The sequence below is a fragment of the Bacillus sp. AK25 genome (assembly GCF_048270685.1).
GTDB classification, from domain to species: Bacteria; Bacillota; Bacilli; order Bacillales; family Bacillaceae; genus Bacillus; species Bacillus altitudinis.
Window position 1 is genome coordinate 1581299 of the sequence record NZ_JBLUWC010000001.1, and the last position, 21564, is coordinate 1602862.

Consider the following 21564-nt stretch of genomic DNA (forward strand, 5'->3'; position numbering starts at 1 on the left):
ATAAGATCATGAGTATGAGAGCAACCCGTGTGGGTGAGCAAATGAAAAAAGAATTAGGCGACATCCTTGGCAGAAAGCTAAAAGATCCAAGAATCGGCTTTTTGACTGTAACGGATGTTGAAGTATCCGGTGATTTGCAAATTGCCAAAGTCTACATTTCTGTTCTTGGCGACGAGAAGAAAAGAGAGGAAACCTTAAAAGGCCTTGCAAAGGCGAAAGGGTATATCCGCTCTGAAATTGGCAATCGAATCAGACTTCGCAAAACACCAGAGCTTCACTTTGAATTCGATGAGTCTGTAGACTACGGTAACCGAATTGAAAGCCTGATTGCTGAACTAAACACAAAAGATCACGAATAAGACGTTGAAATAAGGATAGGCGATGATCGTCTGTCCTTTTTCATCGTTTATGAAAGGAGAGAACGCAGGTGCAAAACGGTGTTCTTTTATTACATAAAGAAAGAGGCATGACCTCTCACGACTGTGTGTTTAAAGTGAGAAAGATTTTACACACAAAAAAAGTGGGACATACAGGGACACTCGATCCAGAGGTTTCAGGTGTTCTGCCTATTTGTATTGGACGAGCGACAAAAATTGTGGAGTACTTAACAGATAAATCGAAAACGTATGATGCGGAAATCACCATTGGATTTTCTACAACGACAGAAGACCAAACAGGTGAAGTAGTAGAAGAAAAAAAGGTGCCGGTACCGATGTCAGAAGATGACATTGATGCTGCGTTGAAACAATTTGAAGGAACCATTGAACAGATCCCTCCGATGTTTTCTGCTGTGAAAATTGGCGGAAAAAAGCTCTATGAATATGCGAGGCAAGGCATTGAAATTGAACGTCCAAGCCGTGAAATTACCATTCATCGCATCGAGCGGACAACACCTGTCACATTTGAAAATGGTAAAGTATCATTTAGATTCACCGTACTGTGTTCAAAAGGCACATATGTGAGAACGTTAGCTGTCGATATCGGAAAAAAACTTGGGTTTCCAGCCCACATGTCTCACCTCATTCGCATAGGATCTGGTGACTTTACGTTAGATGAATGTATCACTCTTGATGAGTTGCGGGAGATCAGCGAGAAAGGAACGGTTGAGGAACATCTTGTGCCGATCGAGCGTGCGCTCAATCATTTGCCGAAATGGGAGATAAATGATACATTAGCAAGTAAAGTGGAAAACGGTGCAGTCCTACCTATGCCTGATGAATTTGCTCATTTTGCAGAGGAAGATCGTGTCGCTGTCTTTGCTCCTTCAGGCCATTGTATGGCGATTTATATGAAGCACCCGACCAAACAGAACCTGATGAAGCCGGCGAAGATTTTATCACAGGACAAGCAATCTTAAAGAAAAGGTGACCATCTCGTGAAGACTATACATATTTCACACCCACATACATTGAATCAAAAGGATCAAGTCCCGTCTGTGATGGCTTTAGGGTATTTTGACGGTGTTCACCTCGGACACCAAAAAGTGATTGATGCAGCGAAAAACATTGCGGAAAAAGAGGGTTTAGCTCTAGCTGTCATGACTTTTCATCCGCATCCATCACATGTTCTGCAAAAAGCACGTGAACCAAAAGACTTAATCACACCGCTTGAGGATAAGATTGATTTTATCGAACAATTAGGTGCTGACTACTTATACATTGTGCAATTCAGCGAAAGCTTTGCAGCACTGTCTCCTCAAGACTTTGTCGATCAATATTTGGACGAACTGAATGTGAAGCATGCAGTCGCTGGTTTCGATTTTACATTCGGCCGGTTTGGCGCAGGCACAATGGAAACGTTTGACGAATACGGGAAAGGGCGGATTGCTGCGACCATTGTACCTAAGCTTTCCAACCAAGACCGGAAAGTCAGCTCGACCCTGATACGTTCCGCATTGAAAAATGGAGACGTTGAATATGTGAGTGAGCTTTTAGGCAAACCGTATCAGCTGCGAGGCATTGTGATTCATGGAGATAAACGAGGACGCACGATTGGCTTTCCAACCGCCAATGTTGGTTTATCTGCTGAATACATCATCCCGCCAACAGGCGTATATGCAGTGAGAGCGGAAGTGAAAGGCAAGGTGTATGACGGTGTTTGTAACGTTGGCTACAAACCAACATTTTATGAAAAACGTCCTGATCAGCCTGCGATTGAAGTGAACCTTTTTGATTTTAACGAAGAAATTTATGGTGAACCGATTAAATTACAGTGGTACAAACGGATTCGCAGTGAACAAAAATTTAACGGTATCCAAGAATTAACGGCTCAAATTAGTCAAGATAAAGAAGAAGCGATTCAGTTTTTTCAAAATCATCTTCATTAAACAAAAAAATCGCAGAAAAACCGCTCTATCATTTGCAAAATCGGCATATTTTTAGTATGATAATTCCTGTAGCTTTAAAACCACTTACTTGGCAGGCCGACTTCACCGACGGTTGCGAGGTAGATGGGGCTAACATGATTTGGAGGTGAAACAGGATGGCTATTACTCAAGAGCGTAAAACTCAATTAATTAATGAGTTCAAAACACACGAATCTGATACTGGATCTCCAGAAGTTCAGATCGCTGTCCTAACAGAATCAATTAACAACTTGAACGAGCATTTACGTACTCATAAGAAAGATCACCACTCACGTCGCGGTCTTTTGAAAATGGTAGGTAGACGTCGTAATCTTCTTACGTATCTACGTAATAAAGACGTAACTCGTTACCGTGAGTTAATTAACAAACTAGGCTTACGTCGATAATCGTAAAAAGCGGGAGGATTCCCGCTTTTTTATCGTATAATCACTAATATTTTATGGTTAAAATGTTGAAAGAATGGCAAAAACCCTTCTACATACAGCTTTCACATTGATATGTGAAAATCATTTTGTTCATAATAAGAAATAACCTAAAAACTTTACGACAAGAGAGGAGTTTATCACAGAATGGGACAAGAGAAACAAGTCTTCACCATAGACTGGGCTGGACGTCAACTGACAGTTGAAACTGGCCAGCTTGCAAAGCAAGCAAACGGAGCGGTTCTCGTACGCTACGGAGATACGGCTGTGCTTAGCTCAGCAACAGCTTCTAAAGAACCAAAACCACTTGATTTTTTCCCGCTCACTGTAAACTACGAAGAAAGATTATATGCAGTTGGTAAAATTCCTGGTGGTTTCATTAAAAGAGAAGGCCGCCCAAGTGAAAAAGCAATCCTTGCGAGCCGCTTAATTGACAGACCGATCCGTCCACTATTTGCAGACGGATTTAGAAATGAAGTACAAGTCATTAGTATTGTCATGAGTGTGGATCAAGATTGTTCATCTGAAATGGCTGCAATGTTTGGCTCATCTTTAGCTTTATGTGTGTCTGACATTCCATTTGAGGGACCAATCGCTGGCGTGACAGTAGGACGAGTAGATGGAAAACTCATCATCAACCCAAATGTTGAGCAGCTTGAACAAAGCGATATCAACCTTGTTGTAGCTGGAACAAAAGATGCAATCAACATGGTAGAGGCTGGTGCTGATGAAGTCCCAGAAGAAACAATGCTTGAAGCCATCATGTACGGCCATCAAGAGATCAAACGCTTAATCGAATTCCAAGAAGAAATTGTAAAAGCTGTCGGTAAAGAAAAAATCGATATTCCTTTATATGAAGTCGATCAAGCATTAGCAGAGGAAGTAAAACAACTTGCTGAAGCGGATCTACTGAAAGCGATTCAAGTACATGAGAAGCATGCTCGTGAAGATGCTATCAGTGCTGTGAAAAAAGCTGTCGTTCAAAAATTTGAAGAAGAAGACCGTGACGAAGCAACGATTAAACAAGCGAAGGATGTCTTAAACAAGCTTGTGAAAAACGAAGTTCGCCGCCTTATTACTGAAGAGAAGGTACGTCCAGATGGACGCGGCGTCGATCAAATCCGTCCACTTTCTTCAGAAGTAGGACTTCTTCCAAGAACGCACGGTTCAGGATTGTTTACAAGAGGCCAAACACAGGCACTCAGTATTTGTACATTAGGTGCACTTGGTGATGTACAGATTCTTGATGGTCTTGGTGTTGAAGAGTCTAAGCGATTCATGCACCATTATAACTTCCCACAATTCAGTGTTGGTGAGACCGGCCCAATGCGTGGTCCAGGCCGTCGTGAGATTGGACATGGTGCGCTAGGCGAACGTGCATTAGAGCCAGTCATTCCATCTGAAAAAGATTTCCCTTATACGGTTCGCCTTGTGTCTGAGGTGTTAGAATCAAACGGTTCTACTTCACAAGCAAGTATTTGTGCGAGCACACTTGCGATGATGGATGCAGGTGTTCCAATTAAAGCACCAGTTGCAGGGATTGCAATGGGACTTGTTAAATCTGGTGAATACTACACAGTGCTGACAGACATTCAAGGAATGGAAGATGCACTTGGAGATATGGACTTTAAAGTAGCAGGTACATCTAAAGGTGTAACAGCGCTTCAAATGGACATTAAAATCGATGGTCTATCAAAAGACATTTTAGAAGAAGCACTTCAACAAGCGAAAAAAGGAAGAATGGAAATTTTAGATAGCATGCTGTCAACGATTCCAGCTTCTAGAGGAGAATTGTCACGTTATGCACCAAAAATCTTAACGATGACAATCAATCCAGATAAAATTCGCGATGTCATTGGACCAAGCGGTAAACAAATCAATAAAATTATTGAAGATACCGGTGTGAAAATTGATATTGAACAAGACGGTACAATCTTTATCTCTTCTACTGAAGAAGACATGAACCAAAAAGCGAAGAAAATCATTGAAGATCTTGTCAGAGAAGTTGAAGTTGGCCAACTTTACTTAGGTAAAGTAAAACGAATTGAAAAATTCGGTGCCTTCCTTGAAATCTTCAGCGGCAAAGATGGACTTGTTCATATTTCTGAGCTTGCACTTGAACGTGTTGGCAAAGTAGAAGATGTCGTGAAGATTGGTGATGAACTACTCGTCAAAGTCACTGAGATCGATAAACAAGGCCGTGTAAACCTTTCTCGTAAAGCTGTTTTACGTGAAGAAAAGGAAAAAGAAGAAAAGCAGTCTTAATGAGAACAAATAAAATGTGTTAGAAGCCAGGTATCCGTGCCAGGCTTCTTTCTTTTCTTGCGCGTAACAATAGTTCTAGCTTGTTTCTCCCCATCATAATTTGTGGTAAAGGGGAGGGACAACCATTGAAAAAAACGATACCATTCTTTGTGTTTGTATTTTTACTGCTCGTGTCATATCAAACGATGAAGCAGCCGGCTGCTGTTACATATATGAATTCAATGAAAGAGCACGCCGAGGTAGCATCTGTTTCAAAACATATTCTGTATCAAGAGATCGAATCGAAGTCTTCTGACTATGAAGAGAAGCCGCAAAATGCTAAGATTGATAAAGTGTGGAAAAAGATGCCTGGTTTAAATGGACAGACAGTCGATATCGATGCTTCTTACGAAAAAATGAAAAAACAGGGCTCTTTCGATGAAAAGCTGCTTGTTTTTAAAGAAACAAAACCCTCTGTCCATTTACATGAACTTGGTGCTGAACCTATCTATAAGGGACATCCAGACAAAAAGATGAATGCATTCCTGATCAATGTAGCTTGGGGCGACGAGCATTTAACAAAGATGTTGAATACACTAGAAAAGCATCAAGTGAAGGCAACCTTTTTCTTAGAAGGCAAATGGGTGAAAAACAGTCCAGACCTTGCTAAAAAAATCGTGGCAGATGGTCATGAAATTGGAAATCATTCATACAATCACCCGGATATGCGCACACTGACAAGAGAACGAGCATTAGAGCAGATGATTAAAACAAATCGCCAAATTGAAGAATCCCTTGGGAAAAAACCGATATGGTTTGCGCCTCCAAGTGGCAGCTTTAAAGAAGAAACAGTAAAGCTTGCGAAACAAGAAGGAATGGAAACCATTATGTGGACAGTAGACACGATCGACTGGCAAAAACCATCACCAGCTGTATTACAAAAACGAGTGCTTGGGAAAATTCACAATGGGGCGATGATATTAATGCATCCAACAGACGCAACAGCGAGAAGTCTTGACGCACTTATCACTCAAATCAAAGAAAGAGGATATGAATTAGGAACGGTTTCTGACCTCCTAAGTGAAAAAAGACATCCGTGATGCGATCTGTTTGTTGAATAGGAGGAGCAAAACTTGGTCAAAACGTATACATGCCAAAACGGAGTAAGAATTGTACTTGAAAACAATCCCACTGTAAGGTCTGTCGCAATTGGCGTCTGGATTGGAACAGGTTCTAGACATGAGACACCAGAAGTAAATGGGATCTCACACTTTTTAGAGCATATGTTCTTTAAAGGAACAAAGACGAGATCTGCACGTGATATCGCAGAATCCTTTGACCGCATTGGTGGTCAAGTGAATGCCTTTACGTCAAAAGAATATACTTGCTATTATGCAAAGGTACTTGATTCACATGCTGGGTATGCCCTCGATGTATTGAGTGACATGTTTTTCAACTCTGCTTTTGACGAAGAAGAGCTGAAGAAAGAAAAAAATGTGGTCTATGAAGAAATTAAAATGTATGAAGATACTCCTGATGACATCGTTCATGATTTGTTAAGTAAAGCCATTTACGGTGATCATTCATTAGGTTATCCGATTTTAGGGACAGAGGAAACACTCTCTACTTTTAACGGTGATTCCCTTAGAAAATATATGGATGAATTCTACACGCCGGATCGCGTCGTCATCTCTGTTGCAGGGAACGTCGATGACACCTTCATTCGTGAGGTCGAAACATTATTTGGCTCGTATGAAGGAAAGGGGAAAAAGCAGCCTGTCGAAGCCCCGCAATTCCACTATGACAAACTGACACGCAAAAAGGAAACAGAACAGGCGCATCTTTGCATGGGCTTTAACGGACTTCCTGCTGGAGATCAGGGCATCTATGACTTAATCGTCTTAAATAATGTTCTAGGCGGTAGCATGAGCAGCCGGTTGTTCCAAGACGTAAGAGAAGATAAAGGACTTGCGTATTCTGTATTCAGCTATCATAGTTCATTTGCAGATAATGGAATGCTGACGATCTATGGTGGAACTGGAGCGAAGCAGCTGAACCTGCTATCTGAAACCATCTTACAAACATTAGACGTCTTAAAACGTGAGGGAATTACGCAGAAAGAACTTGAAAACTCTAAGGAGCAAATGAAAGGCAACCTCATGCTCAGTCTTGAAAGCACAAACAGCAAGATGAGCCGAAATGGTAAAAATGAATTACTCCTTGGCAAACATCGTACGCTTGATGAAATTATTGATGAAATCAATCGCGTCTCATTAGACGGCGTGAACAATTTATCGAAAAGAATCTTTACAGAAGATTATGCGCTCTCGCTTATTAGTCCGACGGGTGATCAGCCATCATAATGTAAACAACACGGCAGACTTCTCAAGAGGTCTGCCGTTTATTGTATACCAAGAAGAAAGGGGCCCTGCGTTCATGAAACACGAAAAACTGAAACAGCTATCTCCGCTTCTTAAACAAGCCATCTCTTTCCAGCCGATGACATCTGGATTTTCGGGAGACCGCACCTTTTTGGTCATAACGCCTAGTGAAAAGCTAGTACTCAAGCTATCAGACATTCAGAAATATTCCAGTTTGAAAAAGAAAGCGTCCATTCAGCAGAAGTTAAAAAATCGAGGCGTTATTTGTTCTGAAGTGATGGAGGTCGGAGTGAGTGCTGAACAAAACTGTACCTTTCGTATTTTTCCATTTATCGAAGGAGAGATTGCTAGAGCATCCATTCATCTGCTCACAGAAGAAGAGCAGTATGAAATCGGAAGGCGGGCAGGCAGAGACTTGAGTATCATGCATACATGCGATGCCCCTTTTTATGCAGCCCCTTGGGATAAGAAGGTATTAGCGAAACATGAACGGTATGTATATGCCTATCAATCAAGTGGAGTTGCCTTTTCCCATGATCAATTCGTATTAGATTTTATTCAGTCACATGCTGATGTAGTTAAAGAGAGACCAAACCAGTTCCAGCACGATGATTTTCATGTAGGGAATATCATCATACAACGTCATCAATATGCGGGTGTGATCGACTTTGATCAATCCGACTGGGGTGATCCGATTCATGACTTTTATAAACTGTCTTTATTCAGTCGAGAAAGCAGCATTCCATTTTCAGCCGGGCAATTGGATGCCTATTTAAGTACGCAGACAACACATGATTTTTGGCTTCTTTTTTCCATCTATACAGCCATGAGCTGTTTTTCTTCTATTGTTTGGACGTTATCCTATGACCCGGGGCATGTAAAAGACATGGTGAATCGAGTGGAGAGAATGCTGACAGACCATAAGCGTTTTACTCAACTGACGCCAGTTTGGTATACAGATTGGCTTGATTCGTGCGTGTAGAACGGGACGGTCTATTCACCCTCTGTGCTGCATATATGATATGGAAGGGGAGTGATGCGATTTTGAGGCTGAGTGAGCTGTCAGGAAAAGAGATCGTCGATATTAAAAGAGCGGAGCGGCTTGGCGTGCTTGGACAAACCGACCTTGAAATAAATGAACAGGACGGTCAAATTACAGCACTCATCATACCTTCCGTCAAATGGTTTGGCTTTCGAAAACAAGGAAATGACATCCGCGTTCCGTGGAATCACATTCAAAAAATAGGATCAGATATGATCATTCTCGATGTGCCTGAAGAACTTCAGCCGCACGGAGAAAAAGAGCACCCATCATAAAAGGGTGCTCTTTTTCTTTTCTCTTCCCGATTTGTTCACAGGCTGAATCCTCTCCTCATATGCTGAAAGGGAGATTCGGAAAATATTACAGACTTTTTTAAATAAAGAAGGTGAACGGTCAGTATGTTGAGCGGTTTAACGGTTGCGGTGATCGGGGGAGATGCTAGGCAGCTTGAAATCATTCGCAAGCTGTCACAGCAGCATGCCAAAGTGTTTTTGGTCGGTTTTGATCAGCTGGATCATGGATTTATTGGTGCTGAAAAGCTGAAAATGTCAGAGCTTCCATTTGAGCAGGTAGACAGTATGATCCTTCCGGTATCAGGTGCTACAGACGAAGGGGTCGTTGCCACCGTTTTTTCAAATGAGAAGGTCGTGCTAGAAGCTAAATATTTAGAAAGAACCCCTGCACATTGTACCTTGTACTCAGGTATTTCTAATATGTACTTAGACAATATGGCAAAGCAGGTGAACCGGAAGCTTGTGAAGCTGTTTGAGCGAGATGATATTGCCATATATAACTCTATTCCAACAGTTGAAGGGATTATCATGATGGCTATTCAGCAAACGGACTATACGATTCATGGGTCACATGTCGCTGTTCTCGGACTTGGTCGAACAGGGCTCACCATTGCCCGCACTTTTCGGGCGCTAGGTGCGGAAGTGAAAGTTGGTGCTGCGGATACAGCCCATTTAGCGCGAGCCTTTGAGATGGGACTTGATCCATTTTCAATGGACCGTTTAAAAGATGAAGTTACGGATGTCGACATCATCATTAATACGATTCCAAGCTTAGTATTAGATTCATCTGTCATCGTCAGCATGACACCAAAGACACTCATTTTGGATATCGCCTCCCGCCCAGGTGGAACAGACTTTGACTTTGCACAAAAGCATGGAGTGAAGGCACTTCTTGCACCAGGACTTCCAGGGATTGTGGCACCAAAGACAGCCGGACAGATCATTGCAAAAGTGCTTTCTGGTCTCTTATGTGAACTTGCGGAGGAAAAAAGGGGGATGGAATCATGACTACACTAAAAGGGAAAAGAATTGGCTTTGGTTTAACAGGTTCTCACTGCACGTACGAAGCTGTTTTTCCGCAAATCGAATCACTCGTGAAAGAAGGGGCAGAAGTGCGTCCTGTCGTGTCATATACAGTGCAAAATACGAATACGAGATTCGGAGAAGGAGCGGACTGGATTGAGCGGATTGAGAAGCTGACAGGATTTCAAGCGATTGACTCAATCGTCAAAGCAGAGCCGCTTGGACCAAAACTTCCACTTGATTGTATGGTCATTGCACCTTTAACAGGCAATTCAATGGCGAAATTTGCAAATGCACTAACAGACAGTCCAGTCTTAATGGCTGCTAAGGCGACCATTCGTAATCATCGCCCTGTCGTTTTAGGCATTTCCACCAATGATGCATTAGGTTTAAATGGTACAAATCTCATGAGACTCATGTCGACAAAGAACATTTTCTTTATTCCATTCGGCCAAGATGATCCATTCAAAAAACCGACTTCCATGGTAGCGCATATGGATCTACTGACGAAAACAGTAGAAGAGGCGCTCGAGCATAGACAAATTCAGCCCATTTTAATTGGATCAAACGAATAATAGATTCACTAGAAAATCATGAAAGATTCAAAAAAGGTACTTCAAGCCTTGCTTTTCTATGGTAAAATAAAATGTAAAAAGTCATAGGATGGCCATCCGAAAGAAAAGAATCATGGATGGGTCGGAAGGAGTTTTACTGATGGGAAGAGGATTGCATGTAGCTGTAGTTGGAGCGACTGGAGCTGTCGGTCAACAAATGTTAAAAACACTAGCTGACAGAGATTTTGAAATGGATACACTGACTCTACTATCCTCAAAACGTTCTGCTGGAACAAAAGTGACATTCAGAGGTCAAGAGTATACCGTTCAAGAAGCAACACCTGAAAGCTTTGAAGGGGTCAATATTGCACTATTCAGTGCGGGAGGAAATGTTTCCAAAGCGCTAGCTCCTGAAGCAGTCAAACGAGGTGCAATTGTTGTCGATAATACAAGTGCTTTTCGTATGGACGAAAAGACCCCTCTTGTCGTACCAGAGGTAAACGAAAAAGATTTGCATGACCATCAAGGGATCATTGCAAACCCTAACTGTTCAACGATTCAAATGGTGGCGGCGCTAGAACCGCTTCGTCAAGCGTATGGCATGAAAAAAGTCATTGTGTCTACTTACCAAGCAGTATCAGGTGCAGGACATGAAGCCATTGACGAACTGTACAGCCAGTCGCAAGCCATTTTAAATAAAGAAGATGTGAAACCAGAAGTCATGCCTTATCAAATTGCCTTTAATGCGATTCCGCAAATTGATAAATTCCAAGACAATGGCTATACATTTGAAGAAATGAAAATGATCAATGAAACGAAAAAAATCATGCATTTGCCAGAGCTGGAAGTAGCAGCAACATGTGTGAGACTACCAATTGAAACGGGTCATTCAGAATCGGTTTACGTTGAACTTGAATCAAATGACGCAACGGTTGATGACATCAAGTCCATCCTAAAAGATGCACCAGGCATCACATTACAAGATGATCCGTCTCAGCAAATTTATCCAATGCCTGCAGATGCTGTTGGTAAAAACGACGTATTTGTCGGCCGCATTCGGAAGGATTTGGATCGTCCAAATGGCTTCCATATGTGGATTGTATCTGATAACCTGCTAAAAGGCGCTGCATGGAACTCCGTTCAAATTGCAGAAAGCTTACGAGCATTAAAATTAGTTTAACATTCAATGGATGATGAGGACGAATAGAAGAGAGTTAGGCATCTTTCGCCTACTCTCTTCTGTTACGTCAGAATGAACTTGGAGTGAAAACAGTGAAAATAATTGTCCAAAAATTTGGCGGTACATCTGTCAAAGATGATCAAGGGAGAAAAAGGGCACTTGCACATATCTTATCTGCAAAAGAGAAAGGCTATAAATCGGTCGTTGTTGTGTCTGCGATGGGACGAAAAGGCGATCCTTATGCGACAGATACGCTGCTTGGTCTGCTTTATGGCAATGCGCAGCATATGACAAACCGAGAAAAAGATTTACTCGTGTCTTGCGGAGAAAATATTTCAGCTGTTGTTTTTTCAAGTATGCTGAATGAAAACGGGCTAAAGGCTGTAGCGATGACTGGATCACAGGCAGGCTTTGTGACAGATAAAGAACATACAAATGCGAAAATTATTGACATGAAGTGTGAACGTCTTGAGGCGGCACTTTCAGAGCATGACGTGGTTGTCGTTGCTGGATTCCAAGGCGCTGCGAAAAATGGAGACGTGACAACAATCGGACGAGGCGGCAGTGATACGTCAGCTGCTGCGTTAGGCGCTGCATTGCAGGCAGATTTCATCGATATTTTTACAGATGTAGAAGGGGTCATGACAGCAGATCCTCGTATCGTAGAAAATGCAAAACCACTGAGAGTCGTGACATACACAGAAATTTGTAACCTCGCATACCAAGGGGCAAAAGTCATTCACCCTAGAGCTGTTGAAATTGCCATGCAAGCAAAAGTACCAATGAGGGTCCGTTCAACATACTCTGATGATGAGGGCACACTCGTGACATCACACTACTCAGATAAAATGAGTCATGATGTGTACGACCGCCTGATTACGGGTATTGCACATGTCAATGATGTCACACAAATCAAAGTCCCAGCTAAAGAGGGACAGTACAGCGTACAAACAGAAGTCTTTAAAGCAATGGCAAATGCCCAAATCAGTGTCGATTTCTTCAACATTACACCGAGCGAAATCGTCTATACGGTGACAGGTGCAATGACTGAAAAAGCAACGGCGATCCTAAAAGATCTAGGCTATACGCCGATTGTCACGACAAACTGTGCAAAGGTATCAGCTGTTGGAGCAGGCATTATGGGTGTACCAGGTGTCACATCTAAAATTGTATCTGCACTATCTGAGCAAAATATTCCGATCCTACAGTCCGCTGACAGTCATACGACGATTTGGGTGTTAGTGAACGAAGAAAACATGAGAGCGGCTGTCAATGCCCTTCATGAAGTGTTTGAACTTTCAAGATAAATGTGATTGAATCATGATGAGGTGAAAAAAATGAATTTCGGAAATATCGCAACAGCTATGATTACACCTTTTGATAAAAAGGGCAACATTGATTTCCAAAAGCTATCAATTCTCATTGATTACTTGTTAAAAAACGGCAGTGACTCTTTAGTCGTTGCAGGGACAACAGGCGAATCGCCAACTTTATCGACTGAAGAAAAAGTCGCTCTTTTTCAGCAATCGGTGAAATTAGCAAATGGTCGTTGTAAAATCATTGCAGGAACAGGCAGTAATAACACAAATGCGTCTATTAAACTAACGAAAAAAGCAGAAGAAGCGGGCGTTGATGCAGTGATGCTTGTCGTACCTTACTACAACAAGCCATCACAGGAAGGCATGTATGCACACTTTAAAGCAATTGCCGAGTCTACATCTCTTCCTGTCATGCTTTACAATGTACCAGGAAGAACGGTTGCTTCATTAGCACCAGAAACAACAATTAAGCTTGCGCAAATACCGAACATTGTCGCAATCAAAGAAGCAAGCGGTGATCTAGATGCCATGACAAAAATCATTGCAGAGACACCAGAAGATTTTGACGTTTACTCTGGTGACGACAGCCTAACGCTTCCTGCGGTTGCGATTGGTGCAAGAGGAGTCGTCTCTGTCGCTTCTCATATCGTAGGCCTTGATATGCAGCAAATGCTAAAAAGCTACGCTTCAGGACAAACAGCGAATGCGGCATTGATTCATCAAAAACTGGTGCCGATTATGAACCAGCTGTTCTCAGCGCCAAATCCAACGCCTGTCAAAACAGCTCTTCAGCTGAAAGGATTAGATGTCGGATCCGTTCGACTCCCGCTTTTACCTTTATCAGAAGAAGAAAGACTGAATTTAAGCAGCGTATTAAACAGCTGATCAAAACAAAAAAATTCGTAAGCGGTCATTCTCAGATGTCCCTGAGTATGACCGTTTTTTATACATAAACACTTTCTTAAAATGTGACTTCATCTTGTTTTCTAAAATTAGATTCAGTTATAATAGCATTAAGCGATGATGGACGGGCTTGAGACTAGGAGGATAAGAATTTTGAAAAAGAAAAATACAGAGAACGTAAGAATTATTGCACTGGGAGGCGTTGGAGAAATCGGGAAAAACTTATATGTCATTGAGATTGATTCCGACATATATGTTGTAGATGCAGGACTCATGCATCCAGAAAACGAAATGCTAGGCATTGACGTGGTCATTCCTGATATCTCTTATTTAACAGAACGAGCTGATCGGGTGAAAGCAATTTTTCTTACCCACGGACATGATGAAGCAATCGGAGGCGTATTCCATTGCTTAAGCAAATTGTCTGTACCAGTTTACGGCACGAAGCTGACCCTTGCGTTACTTCGAGAAAAGTTAAAGCAATACGGCTTCAATCAAAAAGCTGATTTGCGAGAGGTTCATGCAAAGTCAGTCATTACATTTGAAACAACAAAGGTGTCATTCTTTAGAACGAATCACAGTATTCCTGATTCAGTCGGAATCAGCTTCAAAACATCTCTTGGTTCAATCGTATGCACAGGTGATTTTAAATTTGATCAAACCCCAGCGCTTAACCAAGCCTGTGACATCGGAGAGATTGCGAAAATTGGAAACAATGGCGTTTTAGCACTTCTTTCAGACAGTGCAAATGCTGAAAAACCAGGCTATACACCTTCTGAGGCGCTCGTCCAAGACGAAATCTCAAATGCGATGTACAATGCTGAAAACCGTGTGATTGTCGCTGTATCTTCATCAAATATTAACCGTGTACAGCAAATCATTAATGCCACAAACCAAAATGGCCGTAAGCTTGCAGTAGCAGGGAAAAATATGATGACAACTCTTCAGCTTGCGATCAAACTTGGTTATGTGACAGCAGACGAAGAATTATTTGTTCCAGTCCAAGAAGTGAAAAAAATGGCGAAAAACAGTGTGGTCATTCTCACAGCAGGAAGCCACGGTGAGCCTCTCGCTGCTTTAACAAAAATGGCGAAACAAAATCACAAACAGCTTCATATTGAAAAAGATGACACGGTTGTGATTGCGTCTACACCTCTTCCAGGACAAGAACTCACCTATTCAAAAACGGTGGATTTCCTTACAAGAAGCGGAGCACAAGTGATTTTTGCTCAAAAACGTGTGCATGTATCTGGACATGGCTGTCAAGAAGAGTTAAAGCTTATGCTGAACTTACTGAAGCCAAAGTATTTAATTCCAGTAAACGGCGAATATCGCATGCAAAAAGCACATTCTCGTATTGCTGAAGAAGTGGGCATGAAACGAAGCGACATTTTCTTAATTGATAAAGGGGATGTTGTGGAATTTAGAGGTCAAAACGTCAAAATCGGTGAAAAAGTACATCAAGGGAACATTTTGATCGATGGTCTTGGTGTTGGTGATATTGGGAATATTGTCTTACGTGATAGACGCCTATTGTCTCAAGATGGCATCTTAATTGTGGTCATTACGCTCGATAAACAAAAGAAACAATTAATTTCTGGACCTGAGATCATCACAAGAGGATTTGTTTATGTAAGAGAATCCGAAGAGCTGATTGTGAAAGCAACAGAAATGGTCAAAGGGATTGTGAAAGAGCAAACGGAAAACTCAATTGTTGAATGGTCAACACTGAAACAATCCATGCGCGATGTACTAAATCAATTCCTATATGAAAAAACAAAACGCAAGCCAATGATCATTCCAATTATTATGGAAGTGTGATGAGAAAAGTCCAAAGAGCATAAGCTCTTTGGGCTTTTTTGATGTGACATGATGAATGCGGATGGAATGTGACGATCTTGTTCATAATAGGAGGAGAGTTTTTAGGAAAGGATGGAGACAAATGGACGAACAGAATGAACAGCAGCCTGAGCGAAAACCAGAAGAAAAAGATAGCATTATGAGCAAAATACAACAGCTTGGTGAAACAGCCGTCCCGCAGTTGTCACAAGATACAAACATACATTGCCTCACCATTATTGGACAAATTGAAGGGCACATGCAGCTGCCGCCACAAAATAAAACAACCAAATACGAACATGTCATTCCACAAATCGTAGCAGTTGAACAAAACCCAAAAATTGAAGGACTTCTAATCATTTTAAATACAGTCGGCGGCGATGTAGAAGCAGGGCTAGCCATTGCGGAAATGCTCGCTTCTTTATCCAAACCGACTGTATCCATTGTGCTTGGCGGCGGCCACTCTATTGGAGTCCCAATCGCCGTATCGTGTGATTATTCATACATTGCCGAAACAGCAACAATGACCATTCACCCTGTACGCTTAACCGGTCTAGTCATCGGTGTTCCGCAAACCTTTGAATACTTAGATAAAATGCAGGAAAGAGTCATTAATTTTGTCACGAGTCACTCAAACATTACAGAAGAGAAATTTAAAGAGCTTATGTTCTCTAAAGGCAATCTAACAAGAGACATCGGGACAAATGTCGTTGGCCATGAGGCGGCTGAATACGGACTGATGCATGAAGTCGGCGGCGTTGGACAAGCGATTAAAAAGCTGAACGAGCTTATTGGCGAACGGGCTGCACAAAACGAGGGGCTGATCCAATGATTTTATATACACCTATGCCTTATGAAGCCATTTACGCTGAGGAACAAGGAGAACGCAAACTCCAGCAGGTAAACATCCAGGGCGTGCCAGTGATGGTTGAAATGAAAGAAGATGAAGCGGAAATCGTTCAAGTAATGAGTACGAATCCAATGGATTTTTTGAATCAGGAGCTTGCACCAGGTAAGCGATTGAAGTTACATTTAGGCACCAATCAAACCGACTCATATGAATGATTCTATGCTATAATAAAGGGAAAACTTACAACAAGATGCAGCCAAAACCAGGCTGCTTTCTTTCTGATCTTTTCGTAGGTTATATTTTCTTTTGTAGTAAGGTGATGAGTATGGCGAAAAAGAGAAAACGTAAAACAAGAAAAAAACAAAATAAACAGCTAAAACTGAAATATGAACTAAATGGGTTAGTCTGTATTGCCATAGCGATCATTGCCATTTTACAGCTAGGTGTAGTTGGACAAACCTTTGTACATCTATTCCGATTCTTTGCAGGTGAATGGTTTATTCTCTGCCTTATCGGATTATTTCTTTTTGGTGTGACGATCTTTTGGAAAAAACAAATTCCTGATTTACTGACAAGAAGAAAAGCAGGTTTATACTGCATCATTGCGAGTATCTTGCTTTTGTCCCATGTGAAGCTTTTTCAGCATCTTTCAGCTGCAGGCGTGATAGGTTCTCAAAGTGTAATCAGAAATACGTTTGAGTTATTCTTAATGGATATGAAAGGTGAGACAGGCTCGCCCGATTTAGGAGGCGGTATGATCGGTGCTGTATTATTTGCGGCCGCCTATTTCTTGTTTGCACAAGCAGGGTCGCAAATCATGGCCATTGTGCTAATGCTGATCGGCATTGTGCTGATCACAAACCGGTCACTGCAAGAAATGGTCAAAAAAGTGACGCTGCCTGTATCACAATTTTTTGTGAAGCAGTGGAAAGCATTTATTGAAGATATGAAAGGCATAAGGCAGGCGAAAAAGAATGCACCTGCGCAGAAAACAAGTGAAAAGAAAAAACGTTCACGGTTGCAAGAAGAGACCGAAGAAGATCATGATCATATCTTGATCGAGGAAGAAGAGCAAGCTTCTGACAATCGTCAGCCGATTATCTCAAGTTTTGCTGATCGAGATGACATGCTCACACCGCAAGTTCAAAAAGATCAGCCGGTCAATGAGCCAGATCCTCTTCAAGAAACTGTACAAGGCACTCCGTCTCATGATACAGGGGATGAACCGAAAGAAGCTCCGCCTATGACGTTTACGGAGCTTGAAAACAAGGATTATGAGCTGCCATCGCTTGATATTTTAGCTGAGCCGCAGCATTCAGGTCAGCAAACAGATAAGAAGAATATTTATGAAAATGCAAGAAAGCTTGAAAAGACCTTCCAAAGCTTTGGTGTAAAAGCAAAAGTGACACAAGTTCATTTAGGGCCGGCCGTCACAAAATATGAAGTATACCCTGATGTCGGCGTGAAGGTAAGTAAGATCGTCAACTTGAGTGATGATCTAGCCCTTGCATTAGCAGCAAAAGACATTCGAATTGAAGCGCCGATTCCTGGCAAATCCGCCATCGGAATTGAAGTTCCCAACGCAGAAATTGCGATGGTTTCTTTAAAAGAGGTTTTAGAATCGAAACAAAATGACCGCCCAAATGCCAAGCTACTCATCGGACTCGGCCGAAATATTTCTGGTGAAGCTGTGCTGGCTGAAATGAACAAAATGCCACATTTACTTGTGGCTGGTTCGACAGGAAGCGGAAAGAGTGTATGTATCAATGGTATTATCACAAGCATTCTCATGAGAGCAAAACCTCATGAAGTAAAAATGATGATGATTGACCCGAAAATGGTTGAATTAAATGTTTATAACGGCATCCCGCATCTGTTGGCTCCAGTTGTGACAGATCCTAAGAAAGCCTCACAGGCACTTAAAAAAGTGGTTAGTGAAATGGAGCGCCGTTATGAATTGTTTTCTCATACGGGTACAAGAAATATTGAAGGGTACAATGATTACATTAAACGAATGAATCAATCAGCAGAAGCGAAGCAGCCAGAACTCCCTTATATTGTCGTCATTGTAGACGAGCTTGCTGATTTAATGATGGTTGCTTCCTCTGATGTAGAAGATTCCATTACAAGGCTTTCTCAAATGGCACGTGCTGCGGGGATTCATTTAATTATTGCTACACAAAGGCCTTCTGTTGATGTCATTACAGGTGTCATTAAAGCAAATATCCCTTCCCGCATTGCATTTAGCGTATCGTCACAAACCGATTCAAGGACCATTCTTGATATGGGAGGCGCAGAAAAATTGCTAGGCAGAGGGGATATGTTGTTCTTACCTGTCGGTGCGAACAAACCAGTTCGTGTACAAGGCGCCTTTTTATCAGATGAAGAAGTGGAACATGTCGTTGATCATGTCATCACACAGCAAAAAGCACAATATCAAGAAGAAATGATCCCGAGTGAAGAAACGCAAGATCAGCTTGGGGCTGTGGACGACGACTTATATGATGAAGCAGTTGAACTGATCATTGGCATGCAGACGGCCTCTGTTTCTATGCTGCAAAGGAGGTTCCGCATCGGTTATACTCGTGCTGCACGTCTTATTGACGCAATGGAAGAGCGCGGGGTTGTCGGACCATATGAAGGAAGTAAACCGAGAGAAGTCCTCCTCTCAAAAGAACAACATGACGAGCTCTCTTCATAATTCGAAGAGAGCTTTCCTAACATGAAGTTAACGATATATTGATTATGTTAACTGGATGTCAGACTATTTATTTATTTGCAAAAACATGATATAGTTATGTTCATCTTATCTCGGAATAGAGATTTCTCATCTTATCATTTGCATTGATTAGACGGAGGGAAAACATGTCGACCAAAACAGACAATCGCCATTTATATTTGAAAGTGATTGACCGTATTAAAGAAGATATTCAAACAGGCGTATATGCCGAAAAGGAAAAGCTGCCTTCTGAATTTGAGCTCTCAAAGCTTTTAGGCGTGAGCAGAGCGACCCTTCGTGAAGCCCTTCGTATATTAGAAGAAGAGAAGTATTTAATTAGAAGGCATGGTGTGGGAACTTTCGTCAACTCAAGACCGCTTTTTTCTACTGGCATTGAACAGCTGACAAGTGTTACAAAAATGATTGAACAGGTCAATATGACGCCAGGTACCATCTTTTTGTCCTCACAAGAAGGGGAGCCGACAGAGAATGATGTCATTCGTTTTCAGTGTGATGAATCCGAGAAGGTTTTTTCAATGGAACGCGTTCGAACAGCAGATGGACAGCCAGTCGTCTATTGTTTAGATAAAATTCCGGTTAAACATCTTCCCGCTTCTTTTACTCATGAGGAAGAATCGCTTTTTGAGCTGTTTGGCAGAGAACCGCACAGCGGAATTAAATATGCAGTGGCAGACATCGAACCGATTGGTTATCACGATCAGGTTTCACCGATACTAGAATGTGACCCAGAAACAGCGTTACTATTACTGAAACAAATGCACTATGATCAAGATGATCAGCCGGTCTTATACTCGCTCAATTATTTTCGAGCGGATAAATTCAGCTTCCATGTCATACGTAAACGATTTTAACAAAGCAGTCGCTTCCATAGGCGGTTGCTTTTTGTTTGCCCATACATAAAACCCGTGAAACATGCCACACTAATACGTAACAGTATATAGAATTGGGTGAATGATGTTGGGCGAGAAAACTGTCAGTAAAAAGAATATTATTGCATTATCATCAGTGCCTCTAATCATGACACTTGGGAACTCGATGCTAATCCCCGTATTACCAGAGATCGAAAAGAAACTCTCAATCACTTCCTTTCAAGTGTCACTCATTATTACGGTATACTCCGTTGTGGCGATTTTGTGTATTCCGATTGCCGGTTATTTATCTGACCGAATTGGGCGAAAAAAGGTGCTTTTGCCGTGCCTTTTAATCGCAGGACTTGGAGGAGCTGTGGCAGCTGTTGCCTCAACCATCATGAAAGAACCCTATATGTGGATTCTATTTGGTAGGGTCCTTCAAGGAGTTGGCTCAGCCGGGGCAGCACCTGTCGTTATGCCGTTTATTGGCGATTTGTTTCACGATGATGAAGAGGTAAGTGCGGGACTTGGAGCCATTGAAACTTCTAATACAGCTGGAAAGGTACTAAGTCCTATTATTGGGGCACTTCTCGCTTCTTGGTTTTGGTTTGTACCGTTTTGGTTCATTCCATTCTTTTCAATCATCAGCTTTGTGATGGTACTGTTTATGGTTGAATCCGCAAAGAAAGAGGAAGATCCGCCTACATTTAAGGAGTTTTTAAAATCAACAAAGACGATTTTTAAGCATGAAGGACGCTGGCTTTATGCCATTTTTGCTATTGGTGGTTTTATTATGTTTCTTCTTTTTGGCGTGCTCTTTTATTTGTCAGATAACCTAGAAGCAGCGTATCAAATAACGGGTGTCAAAAAAGGCTTGCTGCTAAGCATCCCGCTCCTTTTCTTATCAATCAGCTCGTACATTGCGGGGAAAACAATCGGAAAAGAAAAGGGGAAAATGAGGATATTTCTCATCGTTGGTATGGCTCTTTTATCACTTTCGTATATATTTTTATGGTGGAATCACAGTTTTTACGTGTTGTTTGTCTGCTTAAGTATTGGCGGCGTAGGGATTGGCATTGTGCTTCCAGCACTTGATGCGTTGATAACAGAAGGGATTGAAAAAGAGCAGTGTGGAACCATTACGTCATTTTATAGCAGTATGCGGTTTATCGGTGTTGCTTTAGGACCTCCAATTTACGCATTTCTGATGGATAAAGGAGACGCCATCGTTTTTATTCTATCGACCATATGTAGTCTCATTTCATTATTTTTGGTCCTCTTTTTCATCCAGCCAGATGAAAAGGATGAAAGTGAACAATTGAAAACGGTTTAAACATAGAAAAAAGACGGTATTTTGCCATCTTTTTTCTTTTTTATAAATTGACATGTAAAATTTTGATAGTTAAACTAATGTATAGTAATATCTTTTAAATTATCCCAAATAGGAGGTGTTCAAAAACATTCATTTTCTGTCTTTGTTTTAAGTCAGAAATTGAGCTCGTGGCTGATGATGGATATGCGTTTCTTCAACACGAAAGGACAATTGAATAGGTCATCC

20 protein-coding genes are annotated in these 21564 nt (G+C 41.6%); all 20 read left to right on the forward strand.

The window, feature by feature from the left end; genetic code table 11:
* The first annotated feature begins 8 nt into the window (after window positions 1-8).
* On the forward strand, window positions 9-359 hold the full coding sequence (rbfA, locus tag ACNO7B_RS08155) for a 30S ribosome-binding factor RbfA (RefSeq protein ID WP_007499525.1): 351 nt from the start codon (window positions 9-11) through the stop codon (window positions 357-359).
* Window positions 360-427: 68 nt separating this feature from the next.
* Window positions 428-1357, forward strand: a complete 930-nt coding sequence (gene truB / locus ACNO7B_RS08160; RefSeq protein WP_025207343.1) for a tRNA pseudouridine(55) synthase TruB — start codon at window positions 428-430, stop codon at window positions 1355-1357.
* Window positions 1358-1375: 18 nt separating this feature from the next.
* Window positions 1376-2326: a bifunctional riboflavin kinase/FAD synthetase gene (gene ribF / locus ACNO7B_RS08165; RefSeq protein WP_025207344.1), complete on the forward strand. Its 951-nt coding sequence runs from the start codon at window positions 1376-1378 to the stop codon at window positions 2324-2326.
* Window positions 2327-2481: 155 nt separating this feature from the next.
* Window positions 2482-2751 carry a 30S ribosomal protein S15 gene (gene rpsO, locus ACNO7B_RS08170; RefSeq protein ID WP_008354438.1) on the forward strand — a complete coding sequence of 90 codons (270 nt, stop codon included), beginning with the start codon at window positions 2482-2484 and terminating at the stop codon, window positions 2749-2751.
* Between the two features lie 183 nt (window positions 2752-2934).
* Window positions 2935-5052, forward strand: a complete 2118-nt coding sequence (gene pnp / locus ACNO7B_RS08175) for a polyribonucleotide nucleotidyltransferase (RefSeq protein ID WP_025207345.1) — start codon at window positions 2935-2937, stop codon at window positions 5050-5052.
* 125 nt (window positions 5053-5177) lie between these two features.
* Window positions 5178-6131, forward strand: coding sequence for a polysaccharide deacetylase family protein (locus tag ACNO7B_RS08180; RefSeq protein WP_025207346.1), 954 nt, complete (start codon window positions 5178-5180; stop codon window positions 6129-6131).
* A gap of 33 nt (window positions 6132-6164) precedes the next feature.
* A complete protein-coding gene (locus ACNO7B_RS08185; protein WP_007499520.1) occupies window positions 6165-7394 on the forward strand; it encodes a M16 family metallopeptidase in 1230 nt (409 codons plus the stop codon).
* 73 nt (window positions 7395-7467) lie between these two features.
* Window positions 7468-8394, forward strand: a complete 927-nt coding sequence (locus ACNO7B_RS08190; RefSeq protein WP_025207347.1) for an aminoglycoside phosphotransferase family protein — start codon at window positions 7468-7470, stop codon at window positions 8392-8394.
* Window positions 8395-8456: 62 nt separating this feature from the next.
* Complete coding sequence (locus tag ACNO7B_RS08195; protein ID WP_008344726.1) at window positions 8457-8729, forward strand: YlmC/YmxH family sporulation protein; 273 nt, start codon at window positions 8457-8459, stop codon at window positions 8727-8729.
* 123 nt (window positions 8730-8852) lie between these two features.
* Window positions 8853-9755 carry a dipicolinic acid synthetase subunit A gene (gene dpaA, locus ACNO7B_RS08200; RefSeq protein ID WP_017359065.1) on the forward strand — a complete coding sequence of 301 codons (903 nt, stop codon included), beginning with the start codon at window positions 8853-8855 and terminating at the stop codon, window positions 9753-9755.
* Window positions 9752-10345, forward strand: a complete 594-nt coding sequence (gene dpaB, locus ACNO7B_RS08205) for a dipicolinate synthase subunit B (protein ID WP_017367267.1) — start codon at window positions 9752-9754, stop codon at window positions 10343-10345. The genes dpaA and dpaB overlap by 4 nt, the downstream gene beginning before the upstream one ends.
* Window positions 10346-10484: 139 nt before the next feature.
* Entirely contained in the window at window positions 10485-11504 is a 1020-nt protein-coding gene (gene asd / locus ACNO7B_RS08210) for an aspartate-semialdehyde dehydrogenase (protein WP_035700789.1), read from the forward strand.
* Window positions 11505-11596: 92 nt separating this feature from the next.
* Complete coding sequence (gene dapG / locus ACNO7B_RS08215; RefSeq protein WP_019744173.1) at window positions 11597-12811, forward strand: aspartate kinase; 1215 nt, start codon at window positions 11597-11599, stop codon at window positions 12809-12811.
* Window positions 12812-12841: 30 nt separating this feature from the next.
* Window positions 12842-13708: a 4-hydroxy-tetrahydrodipicolinate synthase gene (dapA, locus tag ACNO7B_RS08220; RefSeq protein ID WP_019744174.1), complete on the forward strand. Its 867-nt coding sequence runs from the start codon at window positions 12842-12844 to the stop codon at window positions 13706-13708.
* Window positions 13709-13879: 171 nt separating this feature from the next.
* Window positions 13880-15547, forward strand: a complete 1668-nt coding sequence (gene rnjB / locus ACNO7B_RS08225) for a ribonuclease J2 (protein WP_008344715.1) — start codon at window positions 13880-13882, stop codon at window positions 15545-15547.
* A gap of 121 nt (window positions 15548-15668) precedes the next feature.
* The gene (locus ACNO7B_RS08230) at window positions 15669-16397 is read left to right on the forward strand and encodes a ClpP family protease (RefSeq protein WP_008344713.1); all 729 of its coding nucleotides are present in this window, start codon (window positions 15669-15671) and stop codon (window positions 16395-16397) included.
* A complete protein-coding gene (locus ACNO7B_RS08235; protein WP_008344712.1) occupies window positions 16394-16630 on the forward strand; it encodes a YlzJ-like family protein in 237 nt (78 codons plus the stop codon). Before ACNO7B_RS08230 ends, ACNO7B_RS08235 begins: the two co-directional genes overlap by 4 nt.
* Before the next feature lie 110 nt (window positions 16631-16740).
* Window positions 16741-19116 carry a DNA translocase FtsK gene (locus tag ACNO7B_RS08240; protein ID WP_417901386.1) on the forward strand — a complete coding sequence of 792 codons (2376 nt, stop codon included), beginning with the start codon at window positions 16741-16743 and terminating at the stop codon, window positions 19114-19116.
* Window positions 19117-19280: 164 nt separating this feature from the next.
* Window positions 19281-20006 (forward strand): GntR family transcriptional regulator, encoded by a 726-nt coding sequence (locus ACNO7B_RS08245; protein ID WP_008344706.1) that lies wholly within the window; start codon window positions 19281-19283, stop codon window positions 20004-20006.
* A 103-nt stretch (window positions 20007-20109) separates the two neighbouring features.
* Window positions 20110-21339 (forward strand): MFS transporter, encoded by a 1230-nt coding sequence (locus ACNO7B_RS08250; RefSeq protein WP_227820623.1) that lies wholly within the window; start codon window positions 20110-20112, stop codon window positions 21337-21339.
* Window positions 21340-21564 lie beyond the last annotated feature (225 nt).

What these genes read in the sequence shown, in the direction of transcription:
- ACNO7B_RS08240 (WP_417901386.1), top strand. Translation starts at nt 16,741, where the DNA reads ATGGCGAAAAAGAGAAAACGTAAAACAAGAAAAAAACAAAATAAACAG.
- ACNO7B_RS08190 (WP_025207347.1), top strand. Translation starts at nt 7,468, where the DNA reads ATGAAACACGAAAAACTGAAACAGCTATCTCCGCTTCTTAAACAAGCC.
- pnp (WP_025207345.1), top strand. Translation starts at nt 2,935, where the DNA reads ATGGGACAAGAGAAACAAGTCTTCACCATAGACTGGGCTGGACGTCAA.
- rpsO (WP_008354438.1), top strand. Translation starts at nt 2,482, where the DNA reads ATGGCTATTACTCAAGAGCGTAAAACTCAATTAATTAATGAGTTCAAA.
- ACNO7B_RS08235 (WP_008344712.1), top strand. Translation starts at nt 16,394, where the DNA reads ATGATTTTATATACACCTATGCCTTATGAAGCCATTTACGCTGAGGAA.
- dpaA (WP_017359065.1), top strand. Translation starts at nt 8,853, where the DNA reads ATGTTGAGCGGTTTAACGGTTGCGGTGATCGGGGGAGATGCTAGGCAG.
- asd (WP_035700789.1), top strand. Translation starts at nt 10,485, where the DNA reads ATGGGAAGAGGATTGCATGTAGCTGTAGTTGGAGCGACTGGAGCTGTC.
- ACNO7B_RS08230 (WP_008344713.1), top strand. Translation starts at nt 15,669, where the DNA reads ATGGACGAACAGAATGAACAGCAGCCTGAGCGAAAACCAGAAGAAAAA.
- rbfA (WP_007499525.1), top strand. Translation starts at nt 9, where the DNA reads ATGAGTATGAGAGCAACCCGTGTGGGTGAGCAAATGAAAAAAGAATTA.
- ACNO7B_RS08250 (WP_227820623.1), top strand. Translation starts at nt 20,110, where the DNA reads ATGTTGGGCGAGAAAACTGTCAGTAAAAAGAATATTATTGCATTATCA.
- dpaB (WP_017367267.1), top strand. Translation starts at nt 9,752, where the DNA reads ATGACTACACTAAAAGGGAAAAGAATTGGCTTTGGTTTAACAGGTTCT.
- ACNO7B_RS08245 (WP_008344706.1), top strand. Translation starts at nt 19,281, where the DNA reads ATGTCGACCAAAACAGACAATCGCCATTTATATTTGAAAGTGATTGAC.
- dapA (WP_019744174.1), top strand. Translation starts at nt 12,842, where the DNA reads ATGAATTTCGGAAATATCGCAACAGCTATGATTACACCTTTTGATAAA.